Raw genomic sequence first — 23,110 nt, forward strand, 5'->3', positions numbered from 1 at the left:
CCATTCTTAAGGAAGCGGAAGAGGGCGGTTGCCGCCGTGTCGCCAGAGTCCCCCCATACCTCGAACAGCTCTACCAGCACCGACCCGGGCTTCGGCCCGAACGAGTGGCTGGTCGACGAGATCTACCAGCAGTACCTCCAGGACCCGAACTCCGTCGACCGGGCCTGGTGGGATTTCTTCGCCGACTACAAGGCCGGTGAGAAGGCGGGCCAGTCGGGTGCCCCCGCCGGAGCCGAGGTGACGGCGGCAGCACAGACCGCCGCGGCCCCCTCGACCCCGGCAGCGGCCCCCGCGCCGCCGCCGACGCCCGCGCCGGTACCGGCTCCCACGCCGGCCGCCGCCCCCGCACCGCCGGTCGCCACTCCGGTCGCAACTCCGGTCACCACCCCTGCCGCACCGGCCGTCGCCGTGCCGCCGAAGCCCCCGGCTCCGCCCGCACCCGCGCCCCGGTCCGCCTCCACCCCGGCCGATGTGGCCGACACCCCTAAGGACAGCAAGAACGTGACGTCCCCCGTCGCCCCCACCGGTCCCGAGCTGATCGCCCTCAAGGGCCCCTCTGCACGGATCGTGGCGAACATGGACGCCTCGCTCTCGATGCCGACCGCGACCAGCGTGCGTGCCGTCCCCGCGAAGCTGCTGATCGACAACCGCATCGTCATCAACAACCACCTCAAGCGCGCCCGCGGTGGGAAGGTCTCCTTCACCCACATCATCGGGTACGCCATGGTGCAGGCCATCAAGGCGATGCCGGCCATGAACCAGGGCTTCCAGGAGAAGGACGGCAAGCCCTTCCTGGTCAAGCCCGAGCACGTCAACCTCGGTCTGGCGATCGACCTCACCAAGCCCAACGGCGACCGCCAGCTGGTCGTGGCCGCCATCAAGAAGGCCGAGACCCTCGACTTCTTCGGCTTCTGGCAGGCCTACGAGGACATCGTCCGCCGGGCCCGCCAGAACAAGCTGACGGTGGACGACTTCTCCGGCGTCACCGCGTCGCTGACCAACCCCGGCGGCATCGGCACGGTCCACTCCGTCCCCCGCCTGATGCCCGGTCAGGGCACCATCCTGGGCGTCGGCGCGATGGAGTACCCCGCCGAGTTCCAGGGATCGTCCCAGGAGACCCTCTCCCGCCTGGGCGTCTCCAAGGTCATGACGCTGACCTCGACCTACGACCACCGGGTCATCCAGGGCGCGCAGTCCGGCGAGTTCCTGCGCACCATGCACCAGCTGCTGCTCGGCCAGGCCGACTTCTACGACCAGATCTTCGAGTCGCTGCGGATCCCCTACGAGCCGGTCCGCTGGGCCACCGACGTGGACAACAGCCACGACAACGAGGTCAACAAGACCGCCCGGGTCATGGAGCTGATCCACAGCTACCGGGTCCGCGGCCACCTCATGGCCGACACCGACCCGCTGGAGTACAAGCAGCGCAAGCACCCCGACCTGGACGTCCAGGCGCACGACCTGACGCTGTGGGACCTGGAGCGCGAGTTCGCCGTCGGCGGCTTCGCCGGCCGGGCGACCATGAAGCTGCGCGACATCCTCGGCGTGCTGCGCGACTCGTACTGCCGCACCATCGGCATCGAGTACATGCACATCCAGGACCCCAAGCAGCGCCGCTGGATCCAGGCCCGGGTCGAGCGCGGCCACGACAAGCCCGAGCGCGAGGAGCAGCTGCGCATCCTGCGCCGACTCAACGCCGCCGAGGCGTTCGAGACCTTCCTGCAGACCAAGTACGTCGGCCAGAAGCGCTTCTCGCTGGAGGGCGGCGAGTCCGTCATCCCGCTGCTGGACGCGGTGCTGGACTCGGCCGCCGAGGCCAAGCTGGACGAGGCCGTGATCGGGATGGCCCACCGCGGCCGCCTGAACGTGCTGGCGAACATCGTCGGCAAGTCCTACGCCCAGATCTTCCGCGAGTTCCAGGGCAACCTGGACCCCAAGTCGATGCACGGCTCCGGCGACGTCAAGTACCACCTGGGCTCCGAGGGCACCTTCACCGGCATCGACGGCGAGAGCCTCAAGGTCTCGCTGGCCGCCAACCCCTCCCACCTCGAAGCGGTGGACCCGGTCGTCGAGGGCATCGTCCGCGCCAAGCAGGACATCCTGGACAAGGCCGGCAACTCCTTCGACGTGCTCGCCGTGCAGATCCACGGGGACGCGGCCTTCGCGGGCCAGGGCGTGGTCGCCGAGACCCTGAACATGTCGCAGCTGCGCGGCTACCGCACCGGCGGCACCGTGCACGTGGTGATCAACAACCAGGTCGGCTTCACCGCCGCCCCGGCCGCCTCCCGCTCGTCCACGTACTGCACCGACGTGGCGCGCATGATCGAGGCCCCGATCTTCCACGTCAACGGCGACGACCCGGAGGCCGTGGTCCGGGTGGCCCGGCTGGCCTTCGAGTTCCGCCAGGCGTTCGGCAAGGACGTGGTCATCGACCTCATCTGCTACCGCCGCCGCGGCCACAACGAGGCCGACAACCCCTCGTTCACCCAGCCGCTGATGTACGACCTGATCGACAAGAAGCGCTCAGTGCGCAAGCTCTACACCGAGGGCCTGATCGGTCGCGGCGACATCACCGTCGAGGAGGCCGAGCAGGCGCTCAAGGACTACCAGGACCAGCTGGAGAAGGTCTTCGTGGAGGTCCGCGAGGCCAACGCCAGCCCGGCCCCGGCCACCAGCGAGCGTCCGCAGGCCACCTTCCCGGTGCGGGTGCAGACCGGCATCTCCCAGGAGATGGTCAAGCGCATCGCCGAGTCCCAGGTCGCCCTGCCGGACTGGCTCACCGTGCACCCGCGGCTGCTCCCGCAGCTGCAGCGCCGCGCCGCCAGCATCGACGACGGCACCATCGACTGGGCCATGGGCGAGACCCTCGCCATCGGCTCGCTGCTGATGGAGGGCCACCCGGTCCGGCTCGCCGGCCAGGACAGCCGCCGCGGCACCTTCGGCACCCGGCACGCGGTGCTGGTCGACCGGGTCACCGGCGAGGACTACACCCCGCTGCTCTACCTGACCGAGGACCAGGCCCGCTACACCGTCTACGACAGCCTGCTCTCCGAGTACGCCGCCATGGGCTTCGAGTACGGCTACTCCCTCGCCCGGAAGAACGCGCTGGTCGCGTGGGAGGCCCAGTTCGGCGACTTCGTCAACGGCGCCTCCACCATCGTCGACGAGTTCATCACCTCCGCCGAGGCCAAGTGGGGCCAGACCTCCGGGGTCACCCTGCTGCTGCCGCACGGCTACGAGGGCCAGGGACCGGACCACTCGTCCGCGCGCATCGAGCGCTTCCTGCAGATGTGCGCCGACAACAACATGACGGTGGCTCAGCCGACGCTCCCGTCCAACTACTTCCACCTGCTGCGGTGGCAGGTGCACAACCCGCACCACAAGCCGCTGATCGTCTTCACCCCGAAGTCGATGCTGCGGCTGAAGGCCGCGGCCTCCAAGGCGGAGGAGTTCACCGGCGGAGCGTTCCGCCCGGTGATCGGCGACTCCACGGTCGACCCGGCCAACGTCCGCAAGGTCGTCATCACCGCCGGGAAGTTCTACTACGACCTGGAGGCGGCCCGCACCGAGCGCGGCATCACCGACACGGCACTGGTCCGCGTCGAGCGGCTCTACCCGCTGCCGATCGCCGAGCTCCAGGAGGAGCTGCAGCGCTACGGCGACGACGTCCAGTACGTCTGGGCCCAGGAGGAGCCGGCCAACCAGGGCGCCTGGCCGTTCATCGCGCTCAACCTGGTGGACCACCTGGACGTGGTCGTCGGCCGCAACGCCAACGGCTCCCGCCTGCGCCGCGTCGCCCGCCCGGCCTCCTCGGCCCCCGCCGTCGGCTCCGCCAAGCGCCACGCCGCCGAACAGCACCAACTCGTCGAGGACGTCTTCGCCATCTGACCCCCGACCCGACGGGCCCGGCACCCATGGTGCTGGGCCCGTCGGCATGCCCCCCGCGCTACCATCGGACGGCCGTACACAAACAACGGGGGTGGTATGTCCCGGATCGACCGCGCGCTCAACCCAGGCCGCTACGACGGGGCCGCTGCGCCGCCCGCCGACACCGTGCTCTGCGTGCCCGCGCACCCGCAGTACCCGCCCGACCTGCAGCCGCGGATCGTCTTCGAGCTGCTGGAAGGCCCCACCGGACCGGTACCCGTCGCCTTCACCTCACCGCGGTTGCTGGTGGAGCGGCTCGGCGCGGCCCAGCCCTGGGTGGCCGCCTCCGCCGAATGGTTCGTCGGACTGATGCGGCGCGCCGGTCTCGGCGCCGTCCACCTGGATCCGCAGACCGACCCGACCGCCCGACGCTGGACGTCCACGGACCTCGCCGAGTACCGGAAGGAAGCGTGATGGGCGCCGGATACCAGGTCGTCCTCGGCGACCTCTCCAGCATGGCCGGGACCTTCCACGCCGAGGCGGAGAACTACCGTGGCCTCAAACCCAAGGTCACCCCACCGGTGGCGGACGGCGGCGACCCGGGCCTCAACCAGGCCATGCGGATACTGCTGGACGCCATCGACGGCCTGCACACCAAGATGGCCGACCGGATCGACGAGCACGGCGACAAGTTGACGTACGCCCACGACTCGTACCAGCGCAATGACGTGGACGTCCACGGGGTCTTCGAAGACCTCATGGCGGAATAGGCGGACGGCGACATGTCAGAGAGCTGGATCGGCGGCGACATCAGCGGCATCCAGGCGATGGGCACGACCCTCACCGGTGCCAGGGAGGATCTGGACGGCGTGGTGAAGCCGCTCAGCGGGAAGGTCGACTCGCTCGTGGGCGACGCCGGCTGGCAGGGCGACTCCGCCGAGGAGTTCCGGGGAAAGTGGAGCGAGGACGCGATCACCGCAGGCGGGCTCGCCGACCTGATCGGCTCGGTCGGCTCCGTCCTCACCGAGTTGGGCGGCCAACTCGCCGCCGCGGAAAGCGCCCTCTACAACGCCGCCGACGCGGCCAGGGGCAAGGGTGTCGCAGTGGGACCGCGGGGCGAACCCCTCGAAATGGTGACCGCCAACCCGCCCAGCCCCAAGGAACGGCAGGCGATCACCGAGCTGAACTCCTACGGCGAGGTCTACCGACAGATCACGTACACCGCCCAGCAGGCCCGGGTCCAGGCGGCGGAACAGCTGAAGCGGCTCTTCGACGACATAGACCCCAACAGCCCGATGAAGACCGCCGACAAGGCCACCGCCTCCGCCTTCCTGCGCGACCTCTATGCCGCGAAGGACGATCGCGGCACCGCCCAGGCGGAGGAGGCCAGGAGCAAGCTCGACTCAGCGTCCAAAGGCACCCAGGACGCCTGGGGCAGGCTCAACTCCGAGCGCCAGTCGCTCAAGGCCGCAGGCAAGGACATTCCCCATGACCTTCCCGAGGACGCGGCCTATCGTGCCTCCATCAAACAGGTCAAAGCCCTGAACAGCGAACTCGAAGCCGCCGAGGCCAACCGCGGTACCTTCGACAGGACACTCAACTACAAGCTCGCCGACGCCGCCCGCGACCTGAAGATGTTCGAAGGCCTCGACCGCCTCCCGGAGTTCCTCCGCGACATCCCGGTCCTCGACATCGCCGCCGCCGGCGTGGTCGGCGTCACCGAGGCCCAGGAAGACCACGACAAGGGCTGGTCCTGGACCCACTCCGCCCTCGTCGACGGCGGAGCAGCACTCGGAGGGTTGGCCGCGGGGGCGGCAGTCGTTGCATTGGCTCCCGAGGTGGCAACAGCGGCTGGTGCCGCCGCTGTCGGTGCTGCTGCAGCCGGTACGGTCATGCTGGGCGCCTACGCCATTGACCACGCCTTGCACGAGCACTGGAGCGAGGACATCCACGACCACGGCGTACTGGGCGGCATTGCGCATGGCACATCTGACGTCGTAACCGGGACATTCAAGAGCGTCGGCGACGATGCGGCAGGAGTGTGGCATGGCATCACGAGCCTCTTCTGAGCGGCCGTACCCCAGGGTTCTGCCTTCGAATGTCCGCCCGCAGCCGGTGAGGCTCTTGGGCACCACTTGGGTGGAGCGCGGTGCAGCCTACAAATGGCGGCGCGTAGGCATCCTGATCGGTCGCCTCTGGATCGTCCTCCTCATGGCCATCTTCGCCGTCGGGGGCGTACAGCTCATCGTCGACACATTGCACTCGCCGAGTTGGCGTGACGCCGCACTTGCAGGGGCCAGCCTGTGTGCAGTTCTCGGCCTCGCCTGGGGCATCCGGGAAGTGCGGCGCCTGGCCACGCTCGATCTCACGCCCGAGCAGTGGGCCGAACACCAGAGGGCCTTCAAGCTGCGATTCCCCTGGCTACGGTCACCTGCCCTGCTCTACTTCCTCCTGATCCTGCTACTGCCGGCTTCGGGTCCGTTCCTGTTCGGCTTCATCGCCTCTTACTTCATCGGCGCCAGTTGCGGCCGCGAACTGGCGGCCGAGCGTGGGGCGCGACTCCAGTTCGAGGCCGAGCTTCGCGCGCACGGCAAGCCCGGGTGAGATCCGCAGGCCGAGTCACCTTCCGTGGGTAAGTAGGCTCGTGCCTACCCGTTACCGCCCCCACCAGGAGATCCATCCGTGTACTTCACTGACCGAGGCATCGAGGAGTTGCAGAGTCGCCGTGGCGAGGAGGAGGTCAGTTTTGACTGGCTGGCCGATCGGCTGCAGGAGTTCGTGGATCTGAATCCGGAGTTCGAGGTTCCGGTCGAGCGGTTGGCGACCTGGCTGGCGCGGTTGGACGACGAAGACGACGAGTAGAACTGCTTGACTTCCCAGCAACACGATATATCGTGAATAGCAGAGGACGCGATACATAGCGCGTCCTCGCCAACCTATTCGGGGAGTCGGCATGGCCGAGCAGTGGACTGTCAGCACACCTACGACGCTCACCTTCGACGCCGAGGTCACCCGCCTCCGCGTGCGTACCGTCGCCGGCGCCGTGAATGTCGTCGCCGCCGACGGGCCGGCCAGGCTCGAAGTCACGGAGCTCGAGGGGCCACCCCTCCAGATCACCCTCGACAAGGGCGAGTTGGTCGTCACCTACGAGGACCTGACCTGGAAGGACTTCTCCTGGAAGTCCCTGGCCACGTTCATCGGCACGTGGCGGGAGAGCACCCGCCGCCGTGCCGTGGTCTCCCTCGCGGTACCCCACCTGACCCGGATCGAGCTCGGTTCGGCCTCCTCCGACACGGTGATCTCCGGCATCGCCGCCCCGGTCACCGTGCACAGCGCCAGCGGCTCGACCACCCTGGTCGGCGTGTCCGGACCGGTGGACGCCAACACCGTCTCCGGCAGCGTCCACGCCCAGTCCGTCTCCGGCGACCTCAAGGTCAACACCGTCTCCGGCGAGCTGACCGTGGTCGAGGGCGCCAGCCGCAACCTCAAGGCCAACTCGGTCAGCGGCCCGGTCACGGTCGACCTCGCCCGCGACAACACCACCGACGTCAGCCTCACCAACGTCTCCGGCGAGGTCGCTCTCCGCATCCCGGCGCCCGCCAACGCGCAGATCCACGCCAACACCACCAGCGGCGACGTCTCCAGCGCCTTCGACGAGCTCCGGGTCGGCGGCACCTGGGGCGCCAAGCAGCTGACCGGCACCCTCGGCAACGGCTCCGGCAAGGTGAAGATCACCACCGTCTCCGGCTCCGTCGCCCTGCTCCGGCGTCCCGCCCCGGAGGACGGCGGGCTTGATGTCACAGCCCCCAAGGCCCTCGACTTCAGCAAGGAGGACGAGGCATGAGCCCCGTTTTCGCCCATGGCCGTCTCCGTCTCTACCTCCTCAAGCTGCTGGACGAGTCCCCTCGTCACGGCTACGAGGTGATCCGCCTCCTGGAGGAGCGCTTCCACGGGCTCTACGCGCCCTCGGCCGGCACGGTCTACCCCCGCCTGGCCAAGCTCGAACAGGAGGGCCTGGTCTCGCACACCGTCGAGGGCGGCCGCAAGGTCTACCGCATCACCGACGCCGGCAAGGCCGAACTGGCCGACCGCGCCCCGGAGATCGACGCCCTCGAAGCGGAGATCCACGAGTCGGTGACGCACCTGGCCGACCAGATCCGCGAGGACGTCCGCGACTCCGCGAAGGACCTCCGCGAGGAGATGCGGCGCGCGGCCAAGGAGTCCCGCCGCCAGACCAAGAGCGACTCCAAGGGCTGGGGCCCGGACCCGGTCTGGGGCGACGGACCCTGGCCCGGCATGGACAAGGAGTCCTGGCAGCGCACCAAGGAGGAGTGGCGCGTCGCCAAGGAGCAGGCCAGGGAGCAGGCCCGGCAGGCCAAGGAACAGGCCCGCAACGCCCGTGAGGAGGCCCGCGCCACCCGCGAGCAGACCAAGGCGCTCCGGGACCAGGTCAGGGCCGAAGCGCACCGCATCGGCGAGCAGATGAAGGCCGGCGACTGGCCCTCCGGCCTGGGCGAGGGCCTCGCCGAGCTCACCCGCACCCTCACCCGCCTCTCCGACCCCACCCGCTGGGCGCCGCCGGCCCAGAGCGAACCGGCCCAGAGCGAGCCGGTCGACAGCGAACCGATCGACCTGGGCAAGGAGACCGACCTCCCGCCCTGGACGATCACCAACCCCTCCAACGACCCGCTGCGCGAGTTCAGCAGCCTGCTGGACCGCTTCCGCGACGAAGCCCGCGACGCCGCGCGGGACGGCGGGTTCGCCGCTGGGGATCTGGCCCGGGCGCGGGCCGTCCTGGCGGCGGCGGCCAAGCGGTTGCGGGGGGAGTAACCACTCGGGGCGCGGGGTTCCGTCTGTGGGGAGCGGCTCGGCGCCGTTTCACGCAGTTCCCCGCGCCCCTGAAAGCTCAGGGCGTCAGCACCAACTTGCCGAAGAGGTCGCCCTTTTCCATTCGTTCGAACGCCTCGCGGGCGTCTCCCAGTGCCAGGACCGAGTCGATGATCGGTCGGATGCCGGTCGTCGCGCACATGGACAGCAGCCCGGCCAGCTCCTCCTTGGTCCCCATCGTCGAACCGACGACCTTCAGTTCCAGGAAGAAGATCCGGGTCAGCTCGGCAGCAGGGTTCGGCCCGCTCGTCGCACCGGAGATGACGATCGTCCCGCCCGGCCGCAGCGACTTCACCGAGTGCGACCAGGTGGCCGCGCCCACGGTCTCCATGACCGCGTCCACCCGCTCCGGCAGCCGCGCCCCGTTGGCGAAGGCCGCGTCGGCGCCGAGTTCCACGGCCCGCGCGCCCTTGGCCTCGTCCCGGCTGGTGACCCACACCCGCAGCCCGGCCGCCTTGCCCAGCACCACCAGCGCCGTGGCGACTCCGCCGCCCGCACCCTGCACCAGCACGGTGTCCCCCGGCCGGACCCCGGCATTGGTGAACAGCATCCGATAGGCCGTCAGCCAGGCCGTCGGCAGGCACGCCGCCTGCTCGAACGAGAGCTCCTTGGGCTTCGGCAGCAGATTCCAGGTCGGCACCGCCACCTTCTCCGCGAAGGTCCCCTGGTACCGCTCGGTCAGGATCGACCGCGGCTCGCCCACCCGGACCCCGTACCCGCTCTGGCCGATCACCGAGTGCAGCACCACCTCGTTGCCGTCCTCGTCGATCCCGGCCGCGTCGCACCCGAGGATCATCGGCAGCCGCTCCCCCGGCAGCCCGACCCCCCGCAGCGACCACAGGTCATGGTGGTTCAGGCTCGCGGCCCTGACCGTGACGACGCTCCACCCCTCCCTCGCCTCCGGCTCGGGGAGCTCGCCCAACTCAAGACCGCTCAGCGGGTCATCGGCATCAGTACGCGCAGCGTAGGCAGCAAACATGGCACCGACCCTAGCCGTCACGGGGTGTCCCCAGGCGGCGCGGAAACGTGGCTTTTTTCACCCCCGCCCCACTGCACAACCCGCGCCGCAGGCACACCCCCGCCGAAGGCGAGACCTCAGCGCCGCGCCACCCCTTCGGCCCGAGCCGCCGCCGCCACCGCCTTCGTCACAGCGTCAGCAACCCTCGGGTCGAACGGACTCGGAATGACCTCCTCCGCCGACAGATCGTCACCCACCAGATCCGCCAGCGCATCCGCCGCCGCGATCTTCATCCCCTCGGTGATCCGCGACGCCCGCACCTGCAGCGCCCCGGCAAAGATCCCGGGGAAGGCCAGCACGTTGTTGATCTGGTTCGGGAAGTCGCTCCGCCCGGTGGCGACCACCGCCGCGTACCGGTGCGCCACCTCCGGGTGCACCTCCGGGTCGGGGTTGGCCATCGCGAAGATGAAGCAGTCCTTGGCCATGGTGGCGACAGCCGCCTCGGGCACCGTCCCCCCGGAGACCCCGATGAACACATCGGCCCCGGACAGCACCTCCACCAGCGTCCCGCTCAACCCGCCCCGGTTGGTCAGCTCCGCGATCTCCCGCTTCACATCGGTGAGGTCGGACCGCCCGACATGCACCGCGCCCTGCCGGTCGCACAGCACCACGTCCCCGATCCCGGCCCCCACCAGGATCTTGGCGATGGCGATCCCCGCCGCCCCGGCCCCGGAGATGACGGCCCGCAGATCGCCCAGCCCCCGCCCGGTCAGCTTCGCCGCGTTCCGCAGCGCCGCCAGCGTCACCACCGCGGTCCCGTGCTGGTCGTCGTGGAAGATCGGGATGTCCAGGGCCTCCTGCAGCCGCCGCTCGATCTCGAAGCAGCGCGGCGCGGAGATGTCCTCCAGGTTGACCCCGCCGAAGGACGGCGCCAGCCGGATCACCGTCTCGACGATCTCGTCCACGTCCTTGGTGTCCAACGCGATCGGCACCGCGTCGACCCCGCCGAACTGCTTGAACAGGATCGCCTTGCCCTCCATCACCGGCAGCGACGCCTCGGGCCCGATGTCCCCGAGCCCCAGCACGGCGGTCCCGTCCGTCACCACAGCAACGACATTGGACTTCCAGGTGTAGTCGTTGACCAGCTCGGGCTGCTCCGCGATGGCGGTGCACACCCGGGCCACCCCGGGGGTGTAGGCCAGGGACAGGTCGTCGGCGTCGCGCACCGGCACAGTCGCACTGATCTCCATCTTCCCGCCGCGGTGCAGCGCGAAGGCGGGATCGATCGACTCCAGCCTTTCGGGGGTCCCCGACCCCTTGTCCTGCTCGTCCAGGGGGCGGGGGGTGATGATCTCGGCTGCCACGATGACCTCTTCGTCGTCGTACGGGGAGGTCGGTCGGCCGCCGCGCGCACGAGTGGCGGGGCCGCCGGCCTCCATGAGGGTTGGGGGGAACGTCCGGGAAACGGCAGAGCGTCCGGTCGGTGCCTCTCCCGACACTAGCCGGGCAGCTACCTCCGCACCTCTGTCTTTTCGTCCGCGTAACCGGGCCGGCAACGGCCGTCCCATCGTTCGATCCGCCCGCACAGGCGGCACTACTGCACTCGAACGAGGGACGCTCAAACAACCGGGTCACCACGGAACCGAGGAGCCGACCAAGGCGACGAAGCGCTTCGGCTCCGGAGCCTGCGTCGTCGGCTTCCGGTCCTCGCGCCTCCCGGATCGGTCCCGATCCGGTGGCCTGCTCCTGCAACGGGGGTCACCCGTTATGCGATTTTGACACAGGTAGTGACCCGAATGGCAGTGCAGGAGTGGCAAGATTCGATCTCATTCACTGGTCGCGGCGCCGCATAAAGGTGTGCACCCCGCTGTGACGACCGCGTTTCCCTCGCCCCACAGGAGGAACCCTCATGGCCAGCTCGATAGCCAAGCGCATCATCGCGACCGGTGCCGTAGTCGCAGCCAGTTCCCTGGTGCTGACCGCCTGCGGCAGCTCCAAGATCAGCGGTAACTCCGGCGCCGCCCCCAACGCCTCGCAGAGCGTCAACGCGGCCGGACCCGACGCCGCCCTGGTGGCCATGGTCCCCGCCGATCTCAAGACCAAGGGCACCCTCACGGTGGCCACCGACTCGACCTATGCGCCCGACGAGTTCAAGGACGCCAGCGGCAACGTCGTCGGCATGGACATCGACATGGGCAACGCCATCCTGGCCAAGCTGGGCCTGAAGGCGGACTGGCAGAGCGCCGGATTCGACAGCATCCTCGGCGGCATCACCGCCAAGAAGTACGACCTCAGCCTCTCCTCCTTCACCGACACCCAGGAGCGCGAGAAGCAGGTCGACCTGGTCCACTACTTCACCGCCGGCGAGGCCGTCGCCGTGCTGACCGGCAACCCGGACAAGATCGGCACCACCGCCGCCGACCTCTGCGGCTTCAAGGTCGCCGTCCAGTCGGCCACCACCGAGGCCGACGAGATCAAGAACACCATCAACCCCGCCTGCAAGGCCGCCGGCAAGAAGAGCATCCCCAACAACGGCGACCAGTTCGAGGCCCAGACCGACGCCACCACCGCGCTCACCTCCAAGCGCGACCAGGCGATGATGGCCGACTCCCCGGTCATTGACTACGCCATCAAGCAGAGCAACGGCGCGCTGCAGAAGCTGGGCGACAACTACAACGTCGCCCCCTACGGCATCGTCGTCCCCAAGGGCAGCGGCCTCGGCCCGGCCATCCAGGGCGCCATCAAGGACCTGATCAAGGACGGCACCTACGGCCAGATCCTCAGCAAGTGGGGCGTCGCCTCCGGCGCGCTGACGGCCGACCAGATCACCCTCAACGGCGCCACCAGCTGACCGCCGCCCGGGCCAGCTGCAGACCACGGTCGAGAGAACGAGAGCGCTGACGTGACTACTCCTCAGGACACCACTCCTGGGGTGCCCCCGACCAGGGAACGGCCCGAGGACATTCGGGCCGTTCCGGTCAGGCACCCCGGACGCTGGGTCGCCATCGCCTGCATCGCCGTGCTCGCGGCGATGTTCCTGCACGCGATGATCACCAATCCGGTCCTGCACTGGGACGTCGTCGGACAGGTCTTCACCTATCCGACGGTGATCCAGGGCATGGAGAAGACGCTGCTGCTGACGCTGTGCGCGATGGTGCTCGGCATCGTCGGCGGCATCCTGCTGGCGGTGATGCGGCTGTCCCGCAACCCGGTGCTGAGCGGGGTCTCCTGGCTCTACATCTGGGTGTTCCGGGGCACCCCCGTACTGGTCCAGCTGTTCTTCTGGAACTTCATGGGGGCGATCTTCCCCAGGATCGGTCTGGGCATCCCGTTCGGCCCGACCTGGGTGTCCTGGGACTACAACTCCCTGGTGCCGCTGTTCATGGTCTGCGTGCTGGGCCTGGGCCTGAACGAGGCCGCGTACTTCGCGGAGATCGTCCGGGCCGGCATCCTCTCGGTGGACGAGGGCCAGGCCGAGGCCGCCGCCTCGCTGGGGCTGACGCACGCGCAGACCCTGCGCCGGATCGTGCTGCCGCAGGCCATGCGGGTGATCATCCCCCCGGCCGGCAACGAGACCATCTCCATGCTGAAGACGACCTCGCTGGTCAGCGCGATCGCCTTCGAGGAGCTGACCCGCGCCGGGCAGGACATCGGGGCGCGCACCCTCTACATCATCCCCTCGCTGATCGCGGTCAGCTTCTGGTACCTGCTGTTCACCTCGGTCCTGTCGATCGGCCAGTTCTACATCGAGCGCCACTACGGCCGCGGCACCAACCGTGCGCTGCCCTCGACCCCCTGGCAGAAGGTCAAGGCCAACGTGCTGACCCTCAGCCTGCGCAACCCCGGCGGCACCACCGGAGGCACCCTGTGACCACCCCCCTCCAGCCCATGGTCCGCGCCGAGCAGGTGCACAAGTCCTACGGCCAGCTCGAAGTCCTCAAGGGCATCGACCTGGAGGTCCAACCCGGCGAGGTGTTCTGCCTGGTCGGCCCGTCCGGCTCGGGCAAGTCCACCTTCCTGCGCTGCATCAACCACCTGGAGCAGATCAACGCCGGAAGGCTCTACGTCGACGGCGACCTGATCGGCTACCGGGAGAAGAACGGCAAGCTGCACGAGCTCAAGGACCGCGAGGTCGCCCTCAAGCGGCGCGACATCGGCATGGTGTTCCAGCGCTTCAACCTGTTCCCGCACCTCACCGCGCTGGAGAACGTGATGGAGGCGCCGGTCCGGGTCAAGGGCGAGCCCAAGCAGGCCGCCCGGGAGCGGGCCGAGGCCCGGCTCGCCCAGGTCGGCCTCGCCGACAAGGGGGCCAGCTACCCCTCCCAGCTCTCCGGCGGCCAGCAGCAGCGGGTGGCCATCGCCCGCGCCCTGGCCATGGAACCCAAGCTGATGCTCTTCGACGAGCCCACCTCGGCGCTCGACCCCGAGCTGGTCGGCGACGTCCTGGACTGCATGCGGGAACTGGCCGAGCAGGGCATGACCATGATCGTGGTCACCCATGAGATGGGCTTCGCCCGCGAGGTCGGCGACGCCCTGGTCTTCATGGACGGCGGCGTCGTGGTCGAATCCGGCCACCCCCGTGAGGTTCTGACCAACCCCCAGCACGAGCGCACCCGCGCGTTCCTCTCCAAGGTGCTGTGAGTACGCTCGGTCCGGAACCTCGCGGCCCCGGCGCCGGTCCCGCCCCAGGGGGGACCGGCGCCGGGGCCGCAAGGCTGTGAATCGTAATAGGCTGGTACCGAGCCCAGCCATTACTAACGAGGAGCGACACCGTGGAGCTCGCCTCCTACGCGGAGCTGGCCGTACGGCTGGTCAACACCGAGGAACCCGCCCGCGGCAGGGACGGGCTGACCACGGTGGAGGCCGTGCGCCGGCTGTTCAGCGGCAGCAGCAGGGGCGGCCGGCTGGCCGACGAGGGGGACCTGCCCAAGCTCAGGTCGGTGCGGGTACGGCTGCGGGCGGTCTTCGAGTCGGCGGCCGAGGGCGACGAGACCCGCGCGGTGAACCTGCTCAACGAGCTGCTGACGGAGTACCCGGTCAGCCCGGTGGTCTCCGGGCACGGGTTCCTGGACGAGAACGGCCGCCCGCAGTGGCACATGCACCTGGCCGAGAACGCCGGCACCGCCACCGCGCTGTTCGCCGCCGGCGCCAGCATGGGCCTGGCGGTCCACCTCACCCAGCACGGGGTGGACCGGCTCGGCATCTGCCAGGCGGCCCCCTGCCGCAACGCCTATCTGGACACCTCCACCAACCGCTCCCGGCGCTACTGCTCCGACCGGTGCGCGACCCGCGCCAATGTCGCGGCCTACCGGGCCCGCAAGCGGGAGGCGGCGGCAGGGGCAGGGGCCTAGCGGGCGGGTGCGGACCGTAGCTGGTCGGTCGCGCAGTTCCCCGCGCCCCTACGAAGCTGCAACTCACCCGCAGAGGTTCAGTTGCCGCACCCGAAAACGATCAGAACCTCACTGGCTGACGACACGCCGGAACGCCCCGAACCGCCGGGCCAGTGCATACGGCACCCGGTCCAGCAACCGCTCCAGCGGCCGCGGCGGTGCCAGCAGCGACGGCCTGGGCACGATCCGGAACAGCACCCGCCCCAGCACCAGCTCGTCCGGCACCGGACCGAAGTCCCGGCTGTCCCCCTCGACCTGGCTGTTGTCCGACAGCAGCCACCAGCCGCCGCGACGCCGCTCCACCGCCCGCTTGACCACGAACAGCTCCTGCCGCAGCGGATGCCGGGCCACCACGATCGCCCCGGCCCTGATCCGCCCGCCGTAGCGGCAGAACAGCCGGTCGCCGTGGGCCAGCGTGGGCGCCATCGACGGTCCGTCAACATCGAGCACCCCGTACCGCCCAGGGGTGCCCCCGCCCTCCGGGGGTTCCTGGGGAAGGGTGGCCGGGAGCGGGTCGTGCTTCTGCTCAGCCATGCCGTTCCGTTCCTCGCTGCTCGTCCCGCGCCGCGGTGCCCCACTGCTGCCGCGACTCCATCTTCTCCCACCGCGCCGGGAAGTCCACGTCCCGTACGGCTTTTGTCCTAGGACCGGGCCCTGGACGCGATTCGACGGACGATCCGGAGTAATCTCGTGCGCGGGAAGACGATCACAGGAAAGGGACCTCCATGTTCTCTCGGCTGTTTGCACCGCGGATCACTGTCCACGCCCACTGCGACCTGCCCTGCGGTGTCTACGACCCCGCCCAGGCCCGCATCGAGGCGGAGTCGGTCAAGGCCACCCAGGAGAAGTACCAGGCCAACGACGACCCGCACTTCCGCGCGCGTGCCATCGTCATCAAGGAGGAGCGCGCGGAGCTGGCCAAGCACCACGTCTCGGTGCTGTGGTCCGACTACTTCAAGGCCCCGCACTTCGAGAAGTACCCCGAGCTGCACACCCTGGTCAACGACACCCTGAAGGCGCTCAGCGCGGCCAAGGCGTCCACCGACCCGGCGACCGGCCAGAAGGCCCTCGACCTGATCGCCGAGATCGACAAGATCTTCTGGGAGACCAAGAAGGCCTGACCTTCCTGGACTGCCGGACAGCAGGGGCCGGACGGGGCAACCCGTCCGGCCCCTGCTGCATGCCCGGCGGGCCCGGGCTCACTCCTCCGCGTGGTCCACCAGGGCCTCCTCGTAGTCGAGTTGGCGGATCAGCCGGCGCAGCAGTTCGTCGTCGATGCGGTCGCTGTCCCGCAGTTCGACGAAGACGTCGCGCTCGGCGGCGATGGTCGCCTTCCCCAGCCGCCGATAGACCGCGTCGGCGGACTCCCCGGTCTCCTCGTCCACCGCCGCGCCCAGCCGCTCCCAGACGCCGTTCTGGCGGCGTTCCAGCACCCGCCGCAGCCGCTGCTCCAGCGCCTCGGGGAGCTGGTTGCGCGGATCGGTGAGGAGCTGGTCGAGCCGGTCCACGGCGGCCAGCGAGGCGTCGTTCTGCGCCTGGGCCTGGATCAGCACCCGCCGCTGCGGATCGACCTCGGGCAGCGGCAGCAGCCGCACCAGCTTGGGCAGCGTCAGGCCCTGCAGCAGCAGCGTGCCGATGACCACCACGAAGGTCAGATAGAGGATCAGTTCCCGCCCCGGGAAGGGGCTGCCGTCGTCCACCGTCTCCGGGATGGAGAAGGCGACGGCCAGCGAGACCACCCCGCGCATCCCGGCCCAGGCGATGACGAACGGCCTGGTCCATTCGGGGACGCCCTCCCGCTCCCGGATCCGGGAGCTCAGCAGGATCGGCAGGTAGGTGGCCGGCCAGCACCAGACGAACCGCACCACGATCACCGCTCCCAGCACCAGCAGGGCCCAGCCCAGCAGCTCCGCCGAGGAGTACCCGCGCAGCGCCCGCAGCACCACCGGGAGCTGCAGTCCGATCAGGGCGAAGACCGTGGACTCCAGGATGAAGGCGACCATCCTCCAGACCGAGTCCTCCTGCAGCCGCAGCGCGAAGTCCACGGTGTGGGCGTGGTGGCCCAGGTAGAGGCCGACCACCACCACCGCGATCACCCCGGAGGCGTGGAAGGCCTCCGCCGCCGCGTAGGCCGCGAAGGGCACCAGCAGCGAGAAGGTGTTGAGCAGCAGCGGGTCCTGCAGCCGCTGCCGGGCCCACTGCAGCGGCACCATCAGCACCAGGCCGACGGCGGTGCCGCCGAGCGCGGCGAGCAGGAACTCGCCGAAGGCGGTCCCCCAGGAGAAGCCCTCGCCGAGGGCGGCGGCGACGGCGACCCGGTAGGCGGTGATCGCGGTGGCGTCGTTGACCAGGCTCTCGCCCTGCAGGATGGTGACGACCCGGGCCGGCAGGCCGACCCGGCGGGCGATCGCGGTGGCGGCCACGGCGTCGGGCGGGGCGACCACCGCGCCGAGGACGAAGGCCGCGGCGATGGGCAGTCCGGGGATGGCCGCGTAGACGATCAGGCCGACGACCACCGTGCTGAACAGCACGAAGCCGATGGAGAGCATCGCCACCGGGCGCACATTGGCCCGCAGGCTGCGGTAGGAGCTGTCCAGCGCCGCCGTGTACAGCAGCGGCGGCAGGACCAGCGGCAGGACCAGTCCGGGATCGAGGGTGTAGGTCGGGACGCCGGGGACGTAGGCGGCGGCCAGACCGACGGCGACGAGCAGCAGCGGGGCCGAGAAGCGCAGCCGCCGGGCCACGCCGGCGACGGCGGCGCTGCCCGCGATGAGCGGCAGCAGAGCGCTTGAGGACATGGTTGCAACTTTCGAAGAATGGGGTCTTCGCGAAGCTTCCGAAGGGGACCGGGGCAGGGGGCGGGACGGGGCGGGAAAGGGTGCCGGCGACGGGGGCTGGCAGGATGGGGTCGGGGAGAGGGGGCGGCAGGTGTTCCAGGGTTACCGCAGGAAACGGAAGCACAGCGATGCGCAGGAGCGCGAACGGCGCGCTGTGAGCCCGGCGGCGGGCTCCCGTAGTCTGGTCGCTATGTCTGGAATGCACGGTTGTCCGCACAGCGCCGCCCTGCCCGACCCGGAGCCCGAGGCGCTCGCCGAGACCTGTCCGGAGTGTGTGGTGCTCCGCCAGCACCCGGTCCAGCTGCGCAAGTGCCTGGTCTGCGGGCACATCGCCTGCTGCGACTCCTCCCCCAGCCGGCACGCCACCGCGCACTTCCACGCCACCGGCCATCCGGTGATGCGCTCCTTCGAGCCGGGCGAGTCCTGGCGCTGGTGCTACGAGGACCGCTCCCTGGTCTGAATCCCTGGCCTGAGCAGCGCCCCAGTAGGCTCAACGCCATGATCCGTGAAGCGCGCCCCGACGACATCCCGCAGATCCTGGCCTTCATCCGGGAACTGGCCGAGTACGAGCGGGCCCTGGACGACGCCAGGGCCACCGCGGAGCAGCTGCACACCGCCCTGTTCGGCCCGCATCCGGCGGCCTTCGCCCACATCGCCGAGGACGACAGCACCGGCGAGCCGGTGGGCTTCGCGCTCTGGTTCCTCAACTTCTCGACCTGGAAGGGCGTCCACGGGCTCTACCTGGAGGACCTCTACGTCCGCCCGGAGGCCCGCGGCGGCGGCCACGGGAAGGCGCTGCTGGCCACCCTGGCGCAGATCTGCGTGGAGCGCGGCTACGGACGGCTGGAATGGTCGGTACTGGACTGGAACGAGCCCTCGATCGGCTTCTACAAGTCCCTCGGCGCCGTCCCCATGGACGAGTGGACCGTCTTCCGCCTTACCGGTGCGCCGCTCGCCGCACTGGGCACGGCAGGGAATTGACCACTCCCGGGCGATATCCTCACCCGCACTGCCACGCTTCGCAGCTGACGACTTACCATGAGTCATCCGAAGGGCGTAACGGACAAGCCGGTTCTCTGTGTGGCGACATCGCACCGAGGATCGCGATAGCGTCACCTCCCGGGCGGAATACGCCCGCACGAGCTGCACTTGCTGAGAACAACCGCTCGGCGGCGGTGTCCGCCGCGGCGGCGCAACACCAACGGAGGTGAGGGTGTCCCAGATCGACGGCGAGCCCGACGCGAAGGACTTCGTCGAAGTCCGGCTGCCCGCGGCGGGTGCCTACCTCTCGGTCCTGCGAACCGCGACAGCGGGTCTCGCGGCCCGGCTCGACTTCACCCTCGACGAGATCGAGGACCTGAGGATCGCGGTCGACGAGGCCTGCGCCATCCTGCTCCAGCAGGCGGTACCGGGCAGCGTGCTGCGCTGCGTGTTCCGCCTGGTCGGCGACTCGCTGCGGGTGACCGTGTCGGCGCCGACCACCGACGGCCGCGCCCCCGAGCGCGACACCTTCGCCTGGACGGTGCTCTCCGCACTGGCCGGCGAGGTGGAGTCGACCGTGGAGGAGGACCGCACGGTCACCATCAGCCTGCACAAGAAACGCGGCGCCGGGCCGGGCCAGCCTTGAGGGTCTTGCAGGTCGTGAGGGTCTTGAGGGTCTTGAGGGTACGGACAAGTTGATCCCGGAACGGAACGGAACGGGGGATCGCCGTGAGTGATCTGGACCGCGGCAGCGGCGCCGGGCTGCAGTCCGGTACGGGTAGGAGCGCCGGGAAAACCGTGCTGCCGGCACAGTCGGTGGGCGCGGCGTCAGAGCAGGCGGAGGACAGGGTGTTGGCAGACGATCCCGACCGTCCCGACGAGGTCCCGCCCCCGGTGGTCGGGGAGACGGACGGTCTGGACAAGGTCGAGGCGAAGGCGGAGGCCGAGGCCGACGGGGACAGCGACGAGCTGGACCCGGACGCCGCCGAGCTGGTCGCGGACATCGTCGGCGACCTCGCCGACACAGCGGCGGACGAGGACGCGGAGCACGCGGCCGCGCCCGAGCCGCATGTCTGGGGCGGCGGCCGGCCGACCCCGCAGCGGCACGGCGCGCCGGACCGCGAGGCGGCCAGGGCGCTGTTCGTCCAGCTCTCCGCGCTGGAGAAGGACTCGCCGGAACGGGTGGAGCTGCGCAACCAGCTGGTCCGGATGCACATCCCGCTGGTGGAGCACCTGGCCCGGCGGTTCCGCAACCGCGGCGAGCCGCTGGACGACCTGACCCAGGTCGCCACCATCGGACTGATCAAGTCGGTGGACCGGTTCGACGTGGACCGCGGCGTGGAGTTCTCCACCTACGCCACCCCCACCATCGTCGGCGAGATCAAGCGCCACTTCCGCGACAAGGGCTGGGCGGTGCGGGTCCCGCGCCGGCTCCAGGAGCTGCGGCTCTCGCTGACCACGGCCACCGGCGAGCTCTCCCAGCAGCACGGCCGCTCGCCCACCGTGCACGAGCTGGCCGAGCGCCTCGGCATCACCGAGGAGGAGGTGCTGGAGGGGCTGGAGTCCGCCAACGCCTACAGCACCCTCTCCCTGGACGTCCCGGACACCGACGACGAGTCGCCGGCCGTGGCGGACACCCTGGGGGCGGAGGACGACGCGCTGGAGGGGGTGGAGTACCGCGAGTCGCTCAAGCCGCTGCTGGCCCAGCTGCCGCAGCGGGAGCAGCGGATCCTGGTGCTGCGCTTCTTCCGGAACATGACCCAGTCCCAGATCGCCTCCGAGGTGGGCATCTCCCAGATGCACGTCTCCCGGCTGCTGGCCAGGACGCTGGCCCAGCTCCGGGACAAGCTGCTGCTGGAGGAGTAGGCCGGCCCGCGGCGAGGACAGCGCGGGCGGCGCGGACTGCTACTTGCCGTACCCCGCAGGCCACAGCGTCTCCGTGGTCCGCGGGTGCAGCAGCAGGACGATGCCGCAGATCCCGGCCAGGCCGACCAGGACGCCGACCGGGATCTGCAGGCCGCCGTTCTGGAAGGTGAAGTAGGTGACGGCCAGGCACAGGGTGTCCACCAGCACCGCCGGGCTGCGCCCCCAGCGCTTCAGCCGCAGCAGCGCCCGCCCGGCGAACAGCGGCAGCAGGCCGAGCAGCAGCACGATGAACCCGCCGAACTCGGTGAGCCCGACCCCGGTGTGGGTGTGCGTCACCAGCCCCTCGATCATCAGGTAGACGCCGTAGGCGGTGAGCAGGACTCCCTGGGCGACCGCTATGGCCGCACCGGCCGTCAGCGTCCAGGGTCGGGCCGCCGCGGAGGCCGGGGCGGCGGAGGCGGTACGGGCATTGAGCGGGGCGTCGGCAGTCACCTCACCAGGCTAGCCGCCCCGGCGGCGGCCCCGGTCGGGCCCTCCCCCTTCCGGCTCCCCCTTTCCGTTCTCCATACCTGCCGGTAGGTAAGCTGACGGTATGCGTGCGCTCCTGGTCGTCAACCCGAAGGCGACCACCACCAGCGGCCGGACCAAGGACGTGCTCGCCCACGCCCTGGCCAGCGACCTGAAACTGGAGGTCGTGGCCACCGAGTACCGGGGCCACGCCCGCGATCTGGCCCGGGACGCCGCCGCGTCCGGCAGCGTGGACCTGGTGGTGTCGCTGGGCGGCGACGGCACGGTGAACGAGGTCGTCAACGGACTGCTCTCGGACGGACCCTCCGAACACCTGCCCAGACTCGCCGTGGTGCCCGGCGGCAGCACCAATGTGTTCGCCCGCGCCCTCGGTCTGCCCAACGATCCGGTGGAGGCGACCGGAGTACTGCTGGACGCCCTCGCCTCCAAACGGGAGCGGACCGTCGGCCTCGGCCGGGCGGTGACCGAGGGCCTCCCGGAGCGCTGGTTCACCTTCACCGCCGGCTTCGGTTTCGACGCCGGCGTGGTCGGCCGGGTCGAGCAGCACCGGCGCAGCGGCAAGCGGTCCACTCACGCGCTTTACATCAACCAGGCGGTCCGCCACTACTTCGGTGAGCGGGAGCACCGCAAGGCGGGCCCGATCACTCTCCGCATCCCCGGCGCGGAACCGGTCGAGGGCTTGGTGGTGTCCATAGTGGCGAACACCTCGCCCTGGACCTTCCTGGGCAACCGCCCGGTCTACGCCTCACCCGAGGCGACGTTCGACACGGATCTGGACCTCTTCGGGATGACGAAGATGTCACTCCTGCAGACCCTTCGAACGATCCCCCAGCTCCTGGACGGTTCCGGGAGGGGTCCGCGGGGCAAACACGTGGTCGCTTACCACGACCTCCGGGAATTCACCTTGCATTCGCAGGAAACGCTGCCATTTCAGGTCGACGGAGACCACCTTGGAGAGCGGAACCAAGTCAGCTTCTCAGGCGTACGTCGCGCACTGCGTGTGATTGTGTGATCAGAAGGGCCTTGCGCCCTTCTTCTCGAACGCGCGACCCGCTTCACTCCATAGAAGTACAGGGTGTGACCTAGCAGACACCGACGAATCAAAAATTCCTTCCCGATAGGGGTTGTATCCGGAGTCGAGGTTTGCGAACCTTTACATGGCGATCGGGACGGACCGTTACCGGAGACCCGCCTGATTCGCCCGAATCCACTGCAACGTCGCAGGCATCCGCACGCCGACCCACCCGTTGGCCGCGCACCTGCCACAGGGTTCGTGAAAGCGTTCACATTCACAAGCCACCGATGAGCCGCGGGACATCCCCGTCGGCTGGAGGAGTTGGATCATCATGGACTGGCGCCACCGCGCTGTCTGCCGGGAAGAAGACCCCGAGCTGTTCTTCCCCATCGGCAACACGGGGCCCGCCCTGCTGCAGATCGAGGAAGCGAAGGCCGTCTGCCGTCGCTGCCCGGTCATGGAGAGCTGCCTGCAGTGGGCCCTGGAGACCGGTCAGGACGCCGGCGTCTGGGGCGGAATGAGCGAGGACGAGCGTCGTGCGATGAAGCGTCGCGCCGCCCGCAACCGCGCACGCACCGCCTGACGCACCGTCCGGCAGACAGAACTTCCTGCCTGGGGGACGCACCACCGCACCGCCCGCACCACGCACCACTTCTCGATCAGCACGTGATCAGGTGCCGAACGGCACTTTCCGAGGCAACGCACCGATCGCGGCGCTCGTCGGCCCCGACAGTTTGATACCGTCGGAGACGAGGGCAGCCGCCCGTGCGAAGCACGCGGG

The 23,110-nt window shown here is 69.8% G+C and carries 24 protein-coding genes; 19 read left to right on the forward strand and 5 right to left on the reverse strand.

The features are described from left to right. The first annotated feature begins 36 nt into the window (after nucleotides 1-36). From ABUW04_RS23660 to ABUW04_RS23695, 8 genes are all read left to right on the forward strand, one after another. The gene (locus ABUW04_RS23660) at nucleotides 37-3,888 is read left to right on the forward strand and encodes a multifunctional oxoglutarate decarboxylase/oxoglutarate dehydrogenase thiamine pyrophosphate-binding subunit/dihydrolipoyllysine-residue succinyltransferase subunit (protein ID WP_030257401.1); all 3,852 of its coding nucleotides are present in this window, start codon (nucleotides 37-39) and stop codon (nucleotides 3,886-3,888) included. A gap of 96 nt (nucleotides 3,889-3,984) precedes the next feature. Then, on the forward strand, nucleotides 3,985-4,341 hold the full coding sequence (locus tag ABUW04_RS23665; RefSeq protein WP_380566507.1) for an SAV_915 family protein: 357 nt from the start codon (nucleotides 3,985-3,987) through the stop codon (nucleotides 4,339-4,341). Then, nucleotides 4,341-4,637: a DUF6317 family protein gene (locus tag ABUW04_RS23670; protein ID WP_380566508.1), complete on the forward strand. Its 297-nt coding sequence runs from the start codon at nucleotides 4,341-4,343 to the stop codon at nucleotides 4,635-4,637. The genes ABUW04_RS23665 and ABUW04_RS23670 overlap by 1 nt, the downstream gene beginning before the upstream one ends. 12 nt (nucleotides 4,638-4,649) lie before the next feature. Next, nucleotides 4,650-5,936 (forward strand): WXG100 family type VII secretion target, encoded by a 1,287-nt coding sequence (locus ABUW04_RS23675; RefSeq protein ID WP_380566509.1) that lies wholly within the window; start codon nucleotides 4,650-4,652, stop codon nucleotides 5,934-5,936. Between the two features lie 142 nt (nucleotides 5,937-6,078). Beyond that, entirely contained in the window at nucleotides 6,079-6,471 is a 393-nt protein-coding gene (locus tag ABUW04_RS23680) for a hypothetical protein (RefSeq protein WP_380566510.1), read from the forward strand. A gap of 78 nt (nucleotides 6,472-6,549) precedes the next feature. Then, a complete protein-coding gene (locus ABUW04_RS23685; RefSeq protein WP_030257414.1) occupies nucleotides 6,550-6,729 on the forward strand; it encodes a DUF6104 family protein in 180 nt (59 codons plus the stop codon). 91 nt (nucleotides 6,730-6,820) lie between these two features. Beyond that, nucleotides 6,821-7,711 carry a DUF4097 family beta strand repeat-containing protein gene (locus ABUW04_RS23690; protein WP_380566511.1) on the forward strand — a complete coding sequence of 297 codons (891 nt, stop codon included), beginning with the start codon at nucleotides 6,821-6,823 and terminating at the stop codon, nucleotides 7,709-7,711. After that, on the forward strand, nucleotides 7,708-8,697 hold the full coding sequence (locus tag ABUW04_RS23695; protein WP_380566512.1) for a helix-turn-helix transcriptional regulator: 990 nt from the start codon (nucleotides 7,708-7,710) through the stop codon (nucleotides 8,695-8,697). The genes ABUW04_RS23690 and ABUW04_RS23695 overlap by 4 nt, the downstream gene beginning before the upstream one ends. A gap of 76 nt (nucleotides 8,698-8,773) precedes the next feature. Here the strand turns inward: ABUW04_RS23695 and ABUW04_RS23700 are convergent, their stop codons facing one another. Together ABUW04_RS23700 and ABUW04_RS23705 are read right to left on the reverse strand one after the other, a co-directional pair. Beyond that, nucleotides 8,774-9,733 (reverse strand): zinc-binding dehydrogenase, encoded by a 960-nt coding sequence (locus ABUW04_RS23700; RefSeq protein ID WP_380566513.1) that lies wholly within the window; start codon nucleotides 9,731-9,733, stop codon nucleotides 8,774-8,776. 116 nt (nucleotides 9,734-9,849) lie between these two features. Beyond that, nucleotides 9,850-11,076 carry an NAD(P)-dependent malic enzyme gene (locus ABUW04_RS23705; RefSeq protein ID WP_030257423.1) on the reverse strand — a complete coding sequence of 409 codons (1,227 nt, stop codon included), beginning with the start codon at nucleotides 11,074-11,076 and terminating at the stop codon, nucleotides 9,850-9,852. Nucleotides 11,077-11,621: 545 nt separating this feature from the next. On the opposite strand from ABUW04_RS23705, the gene ABUW04_RS23710 reads away from it, so the two are divergent. The 4 genes from ABUW04_RS23710 (at nucleotide 11,622) to ABUW04_RS23725 (ending at nucleotide 15,063) form a co-directional block, all read left to right on the forward strand. Beyond that, nucleotides 11,622-12,563 (forward strand): ABC transporter substrate-binding protein, encoded by a 942-nt coding sequence (locus ABUW04_RS23710; protein WP_051725608.1) that lies wholly within the window; start codon nucleotides 11,622-11,624, stop codon nucleotides 12,561-12,563. A 51-nt stretch (nucleotides 12,564-12,614) separates the two neighbouring features. Further along, nucleotides 12,615-13,583, forward strand: a complete 969-nt coding sequence (locus ABUW04_RS23715; protein ID WP_380566514.1) for an amino acid ABC transporter permease — start codon at nucleotides 12,615-12,617, stop codon at nucleotides 13,581-13,583. Between the two features lie 17 nt (nucleotides 13,584-13,600). Beyond that, nucleotides 13,601-14,353: an amino acid ABC transporter ATP-binding protein gene (locus tag ABUW04_RS23720; RefSeq protein ID WP_030257428.1), complete on the forward strand. Its 753-nt coding sequence runs from the start codon at nucleotides 13,601-13,603 to the stop codon at nucleotides 14,351-14,353. Nucleotides 14,354-14,484: 131 nt separating this feature from the next. After that, nucleotides 14,485-15,063 carry a CGNR zinc finger domain-containing protein gene (locus ABUW04_RS23725; RefSeq protein WP_030257430.1) on the forward strand — a complete coding sequence of 193 codons (579 nt, stop codon included), beginning with the start codon at nucleotides 14,485-14,487 and terminating at the stop codon, nucleotides 15,061-15,063. 108 nt (nucleotides 15,064-15,171) lie between these two features. Here ABUW04_RS23725 and sodX read toward each other — a convergent pair whose 3' ends face one another. Continuing rightward, complete coding sequence (sodX, locus tag ABUW04_RS23730) at nucleotides 15,172-15,636, reverse strand: nickel-type superoxide dismutase maturation protease (protein ID WP_051725610.1); 465 nt, start codon at nucleotides 15,634-15,636, stop codon at nucleotides 15,172-15,174. 191 nt (nucleotides 15,637-15,827) lie between these two features. Between sodX and sodN the strand changes: the two genes are divergently transcribed. Further along, nucleotides 15,828-16,223: a superoxide dismutase, Ni gene (sodN, locus tag ABUW04_RS23735; RefSeq protein ID WP_030257434.1), complete on the forward strand. Its 396-nt coding sequence runs from the start codon at nucleotides 15,828-15,830 to the stop codon at nucleotides 16,221-16,223. Between the two features lie 78 nt (nucleotides 16,224-16,301). On the opposite strand, the gene ABUW04_RS23740 is transcribed toward sodN, so the two are convergent. Further along, the gene (locus tag ABUW04_RS23740; protein WP_030257436.1) at nucleotides 16,302-17,900 is read right to left on the reverse strand and encodes a Na+/H+ antiporter; all 1,599 of its coding nucleotides are present in this window, start codon (nucleotides 17,898-17,900) and stop codon (nucleotides 16,302-16,304) included. Nucleotides 17,901-18,138: 238 nt separating this feature from the next. Here ABUW04_RS23740 and ABUW04_RS23745 point away from each other — a divergent pair, with 238 nt between their 5' ends. The 4 genes from ABUW04_RS23745 (at nucleotide 18,139) to ABUW04_RS23760 (ending at nucleotide 20,786) form a co-directional block, all read left to right on the forward strand. After that, nucleotides 18,139-18,399 (forward strand): UBP-type zinc finger domain-containing protein, encoded by a 261-nt coding sequence (locus ABUW04_RS23745; RefSeq protein WP_380566561.1) that lies wholly within the window; start codon nucleotides 18,139-18,141, stop codon nucleotides 18,397-18,399. 38 nt (nucleotides 18,400-18,437) lie between these two features. After that, nucleotides 18,438-18,920, forward strand: coding sequence for a GNAT family N-acetyltransferase (locus ABUW04_RS23750; protein ID WP_380566515.1), 483 nt, complete (start codon nucleotides 18,438-18,440; stop codon nucleotides 18,918-18,920). Between the two features lie 232 nt (nucleotides 18,921-19,152). After that, nucleotides 19,153-19,566 (forward strand): ATP-binding protein, encoded by a 414-nt coding sequence (locus ABUW04_RS23755; protein ID WP_030257444.1) that lies wholly within the window; start codon nucleotides 19,153-19,155, stop codon nucleotides 19,564-19,566. A 206-nt stretch (nucleotides 19,567-19,772) separates the two neighbouring features. After that, nucleotides 19,773-20,786, forward strand: coding sequence for an RNA polymerase sigma factor SigF (locus ABUW04_RS23760; protein ID WP_380566516.1), 1,014 nt, complete (start codon nucleotides 19,773-19,775; stop codon nucleotides 20,784-20,786). A gap of 39 nt (nucleotides 20,787-20,825) precedes the next feature. On the opposite strand, the gene ABUW04_RS23765 is transcribed toward ABUW04_RS23760, so the two are convergent. Then, nucleotides 20,826-21,278 (reverse strand): hypothetical protein, encoded by a 453-nt coding sequence (locus ABUW04_RS23765; protein WP_051725612.1) that lies wholly within the window; start codon nucleotides 21,276-21,278, stop codon nucleotides 20,826-20,828. Between the two features lie 100 nt (nucleotides 21,279-21,378). Between ABUW04_RS23765 and ABUW04_RS23770 the strand changes: the two genes are divergently transcribed. Both ABUW04_RS23770 and ABUW04_RS23775 read left to right on the forward strand, forming a co-directional pair. Beyond that, nucleotides 21,379-22,326 (forward strand): diacylglycerol/lipid kinase family protein, encoded by a 948-nt coding sequence (locus ABUW04_RS23770; protein ID WP_030257452.1) that lies wholly within the window; start codon nucleotides 21,379-21,381, stop codon nucleotides 22,324-22,326. Between the two features lie 334 nt (nucleotides 22,327-22,660). After that, nucleotides 22,661-22,912, forward strand: a complete 252-nt coding sequence (locus ABUW04_RS23775; protein ID WP_030257455.1) for a WhiB family transcriptional regulator — start codon at nucleotides 22,661-22,663, stop codon at nucleotides 22,910-22,912. Nucleotides 22,913-23,110 lie beyond the last annotated feature (198 nt).

The organism is Streptacidiphilus jeojiensis (assembly GCF_042510965.1).
Lineage (GTDB): Bacteria > Actinomycetota > Actinomycetes > Streptomycetales > Streptomycetaceae > Streptacidiphilus > Streptacidiphilus jeojiensis.

Coding starts and splice junctions, on each gene's coding strand:
- ABUW04_RS23665 (WP_380566507.1), top strand. CDS start 3,985: ATGTCCCGGATCGACCGCGCGCTCAACCCAGGCCGCTACGACGGGGCC.
- ABUW04_RS23670 (WP_380566508.1), top strand. CDS start 4,341: ATGGGCGCCGGATACCAGGTCGTCCTCGGCGACCTCTCCAGCATGGCC.
- ABUW04_RS23675 (WP_380566509.1), top strand. CDS start 4,650: ATGTCAGAGAGCTGGATCGGCGGCGACATCAGCGGCATCCAGGCGATG.
- ABUW04_RS23680 (WP_380566510.1), top strand. CDS start 6,079: ATGGCCATCTTCGCCGTCGGGGGCGTACAGCTCATCGTCGACACATTG.
- ABUW04_RS23690 (WP_380566511.1), top strand. CDS start 6,821: ATGGCCGAGCAGTGGACTGTCAGCACACCTACGACGCTCACCTTCGAC.
- ABUW04_RS23695 (WP_380566512.1), top strand. CDS start 7,708: ATGAGCCCCGTTTTCGCCCATGGCCGTCTCCGTCTCTACCTCCTCAAG.
- ABUW04_RS23700 (WP_380566513.1), bottom strand. CDS start 9,733: ATGTTTGCTGCCTACGCTGCGCGTACTGATGCCGATGACCCGCTGAGC.
- ABUW04_RS23710 (WP_051725608.1), top strand. CDS start 11,622: ATGGCCAGCTCGATAGCCAAGCGCATCATCGCGACCGGTGCCGTAGTC.
- ABUW04_RS23720 (WP_030257428.1), top strand. CDS start 13,601: ATGGTCCGCGCCGAGCAGGTGCACAAGTCCTACGGCCAGCTCGAAGTC.
- sodX (WP_051725610.1), bottom strand. CDS start 15,636: ATGGCTGAGCAGAAGCACGACCCGCTCCCGGCCACCCTTCCCCAGGAA.
- sodN (WP_030257434.1), top strand. CDS start 15,828: ATGTTCTCTCGGCTGTTTGCACCGCGGATCACTGTCCACGCCCACTGC.
- ABUW04_RS23740 (WP_030257436.1), bottom strand. CDS start 17,900: ATGTCCTCAAGCGCTCTGCTGCCGCTCATCGCGGGCAGCGCCGCCGTC.
- ABUW04_RS23745 (WP_380566561.1), top strand. CDS start 18,139: ATGCACGGTTGTCCGCACAGCGCCGCCCTGCCCGACCCGGAGCCCGAG.
- ABUW04_RS23750 (WP_380566515.1), top strand. CDS start 18,438: ATGATCCGTGAAGCGCGCCCCGACGACATCCCGCAGATCCTGGCCTTC.
- ABUW04_RS23770 (WP_030257452.1), top strand. CDS start 21,379: ATGCGTGCGCTCCTGGTCGTCAACCCGAAGGCGACCACCACCAGCGGC.
- ABUW04_RS23775 (WP_030257455.1), top strand. CDS start 22,661: ATGGACTGGCGCCACCGCGCTGTCTGCCGGGAAGAAGACCCCGAGCTG.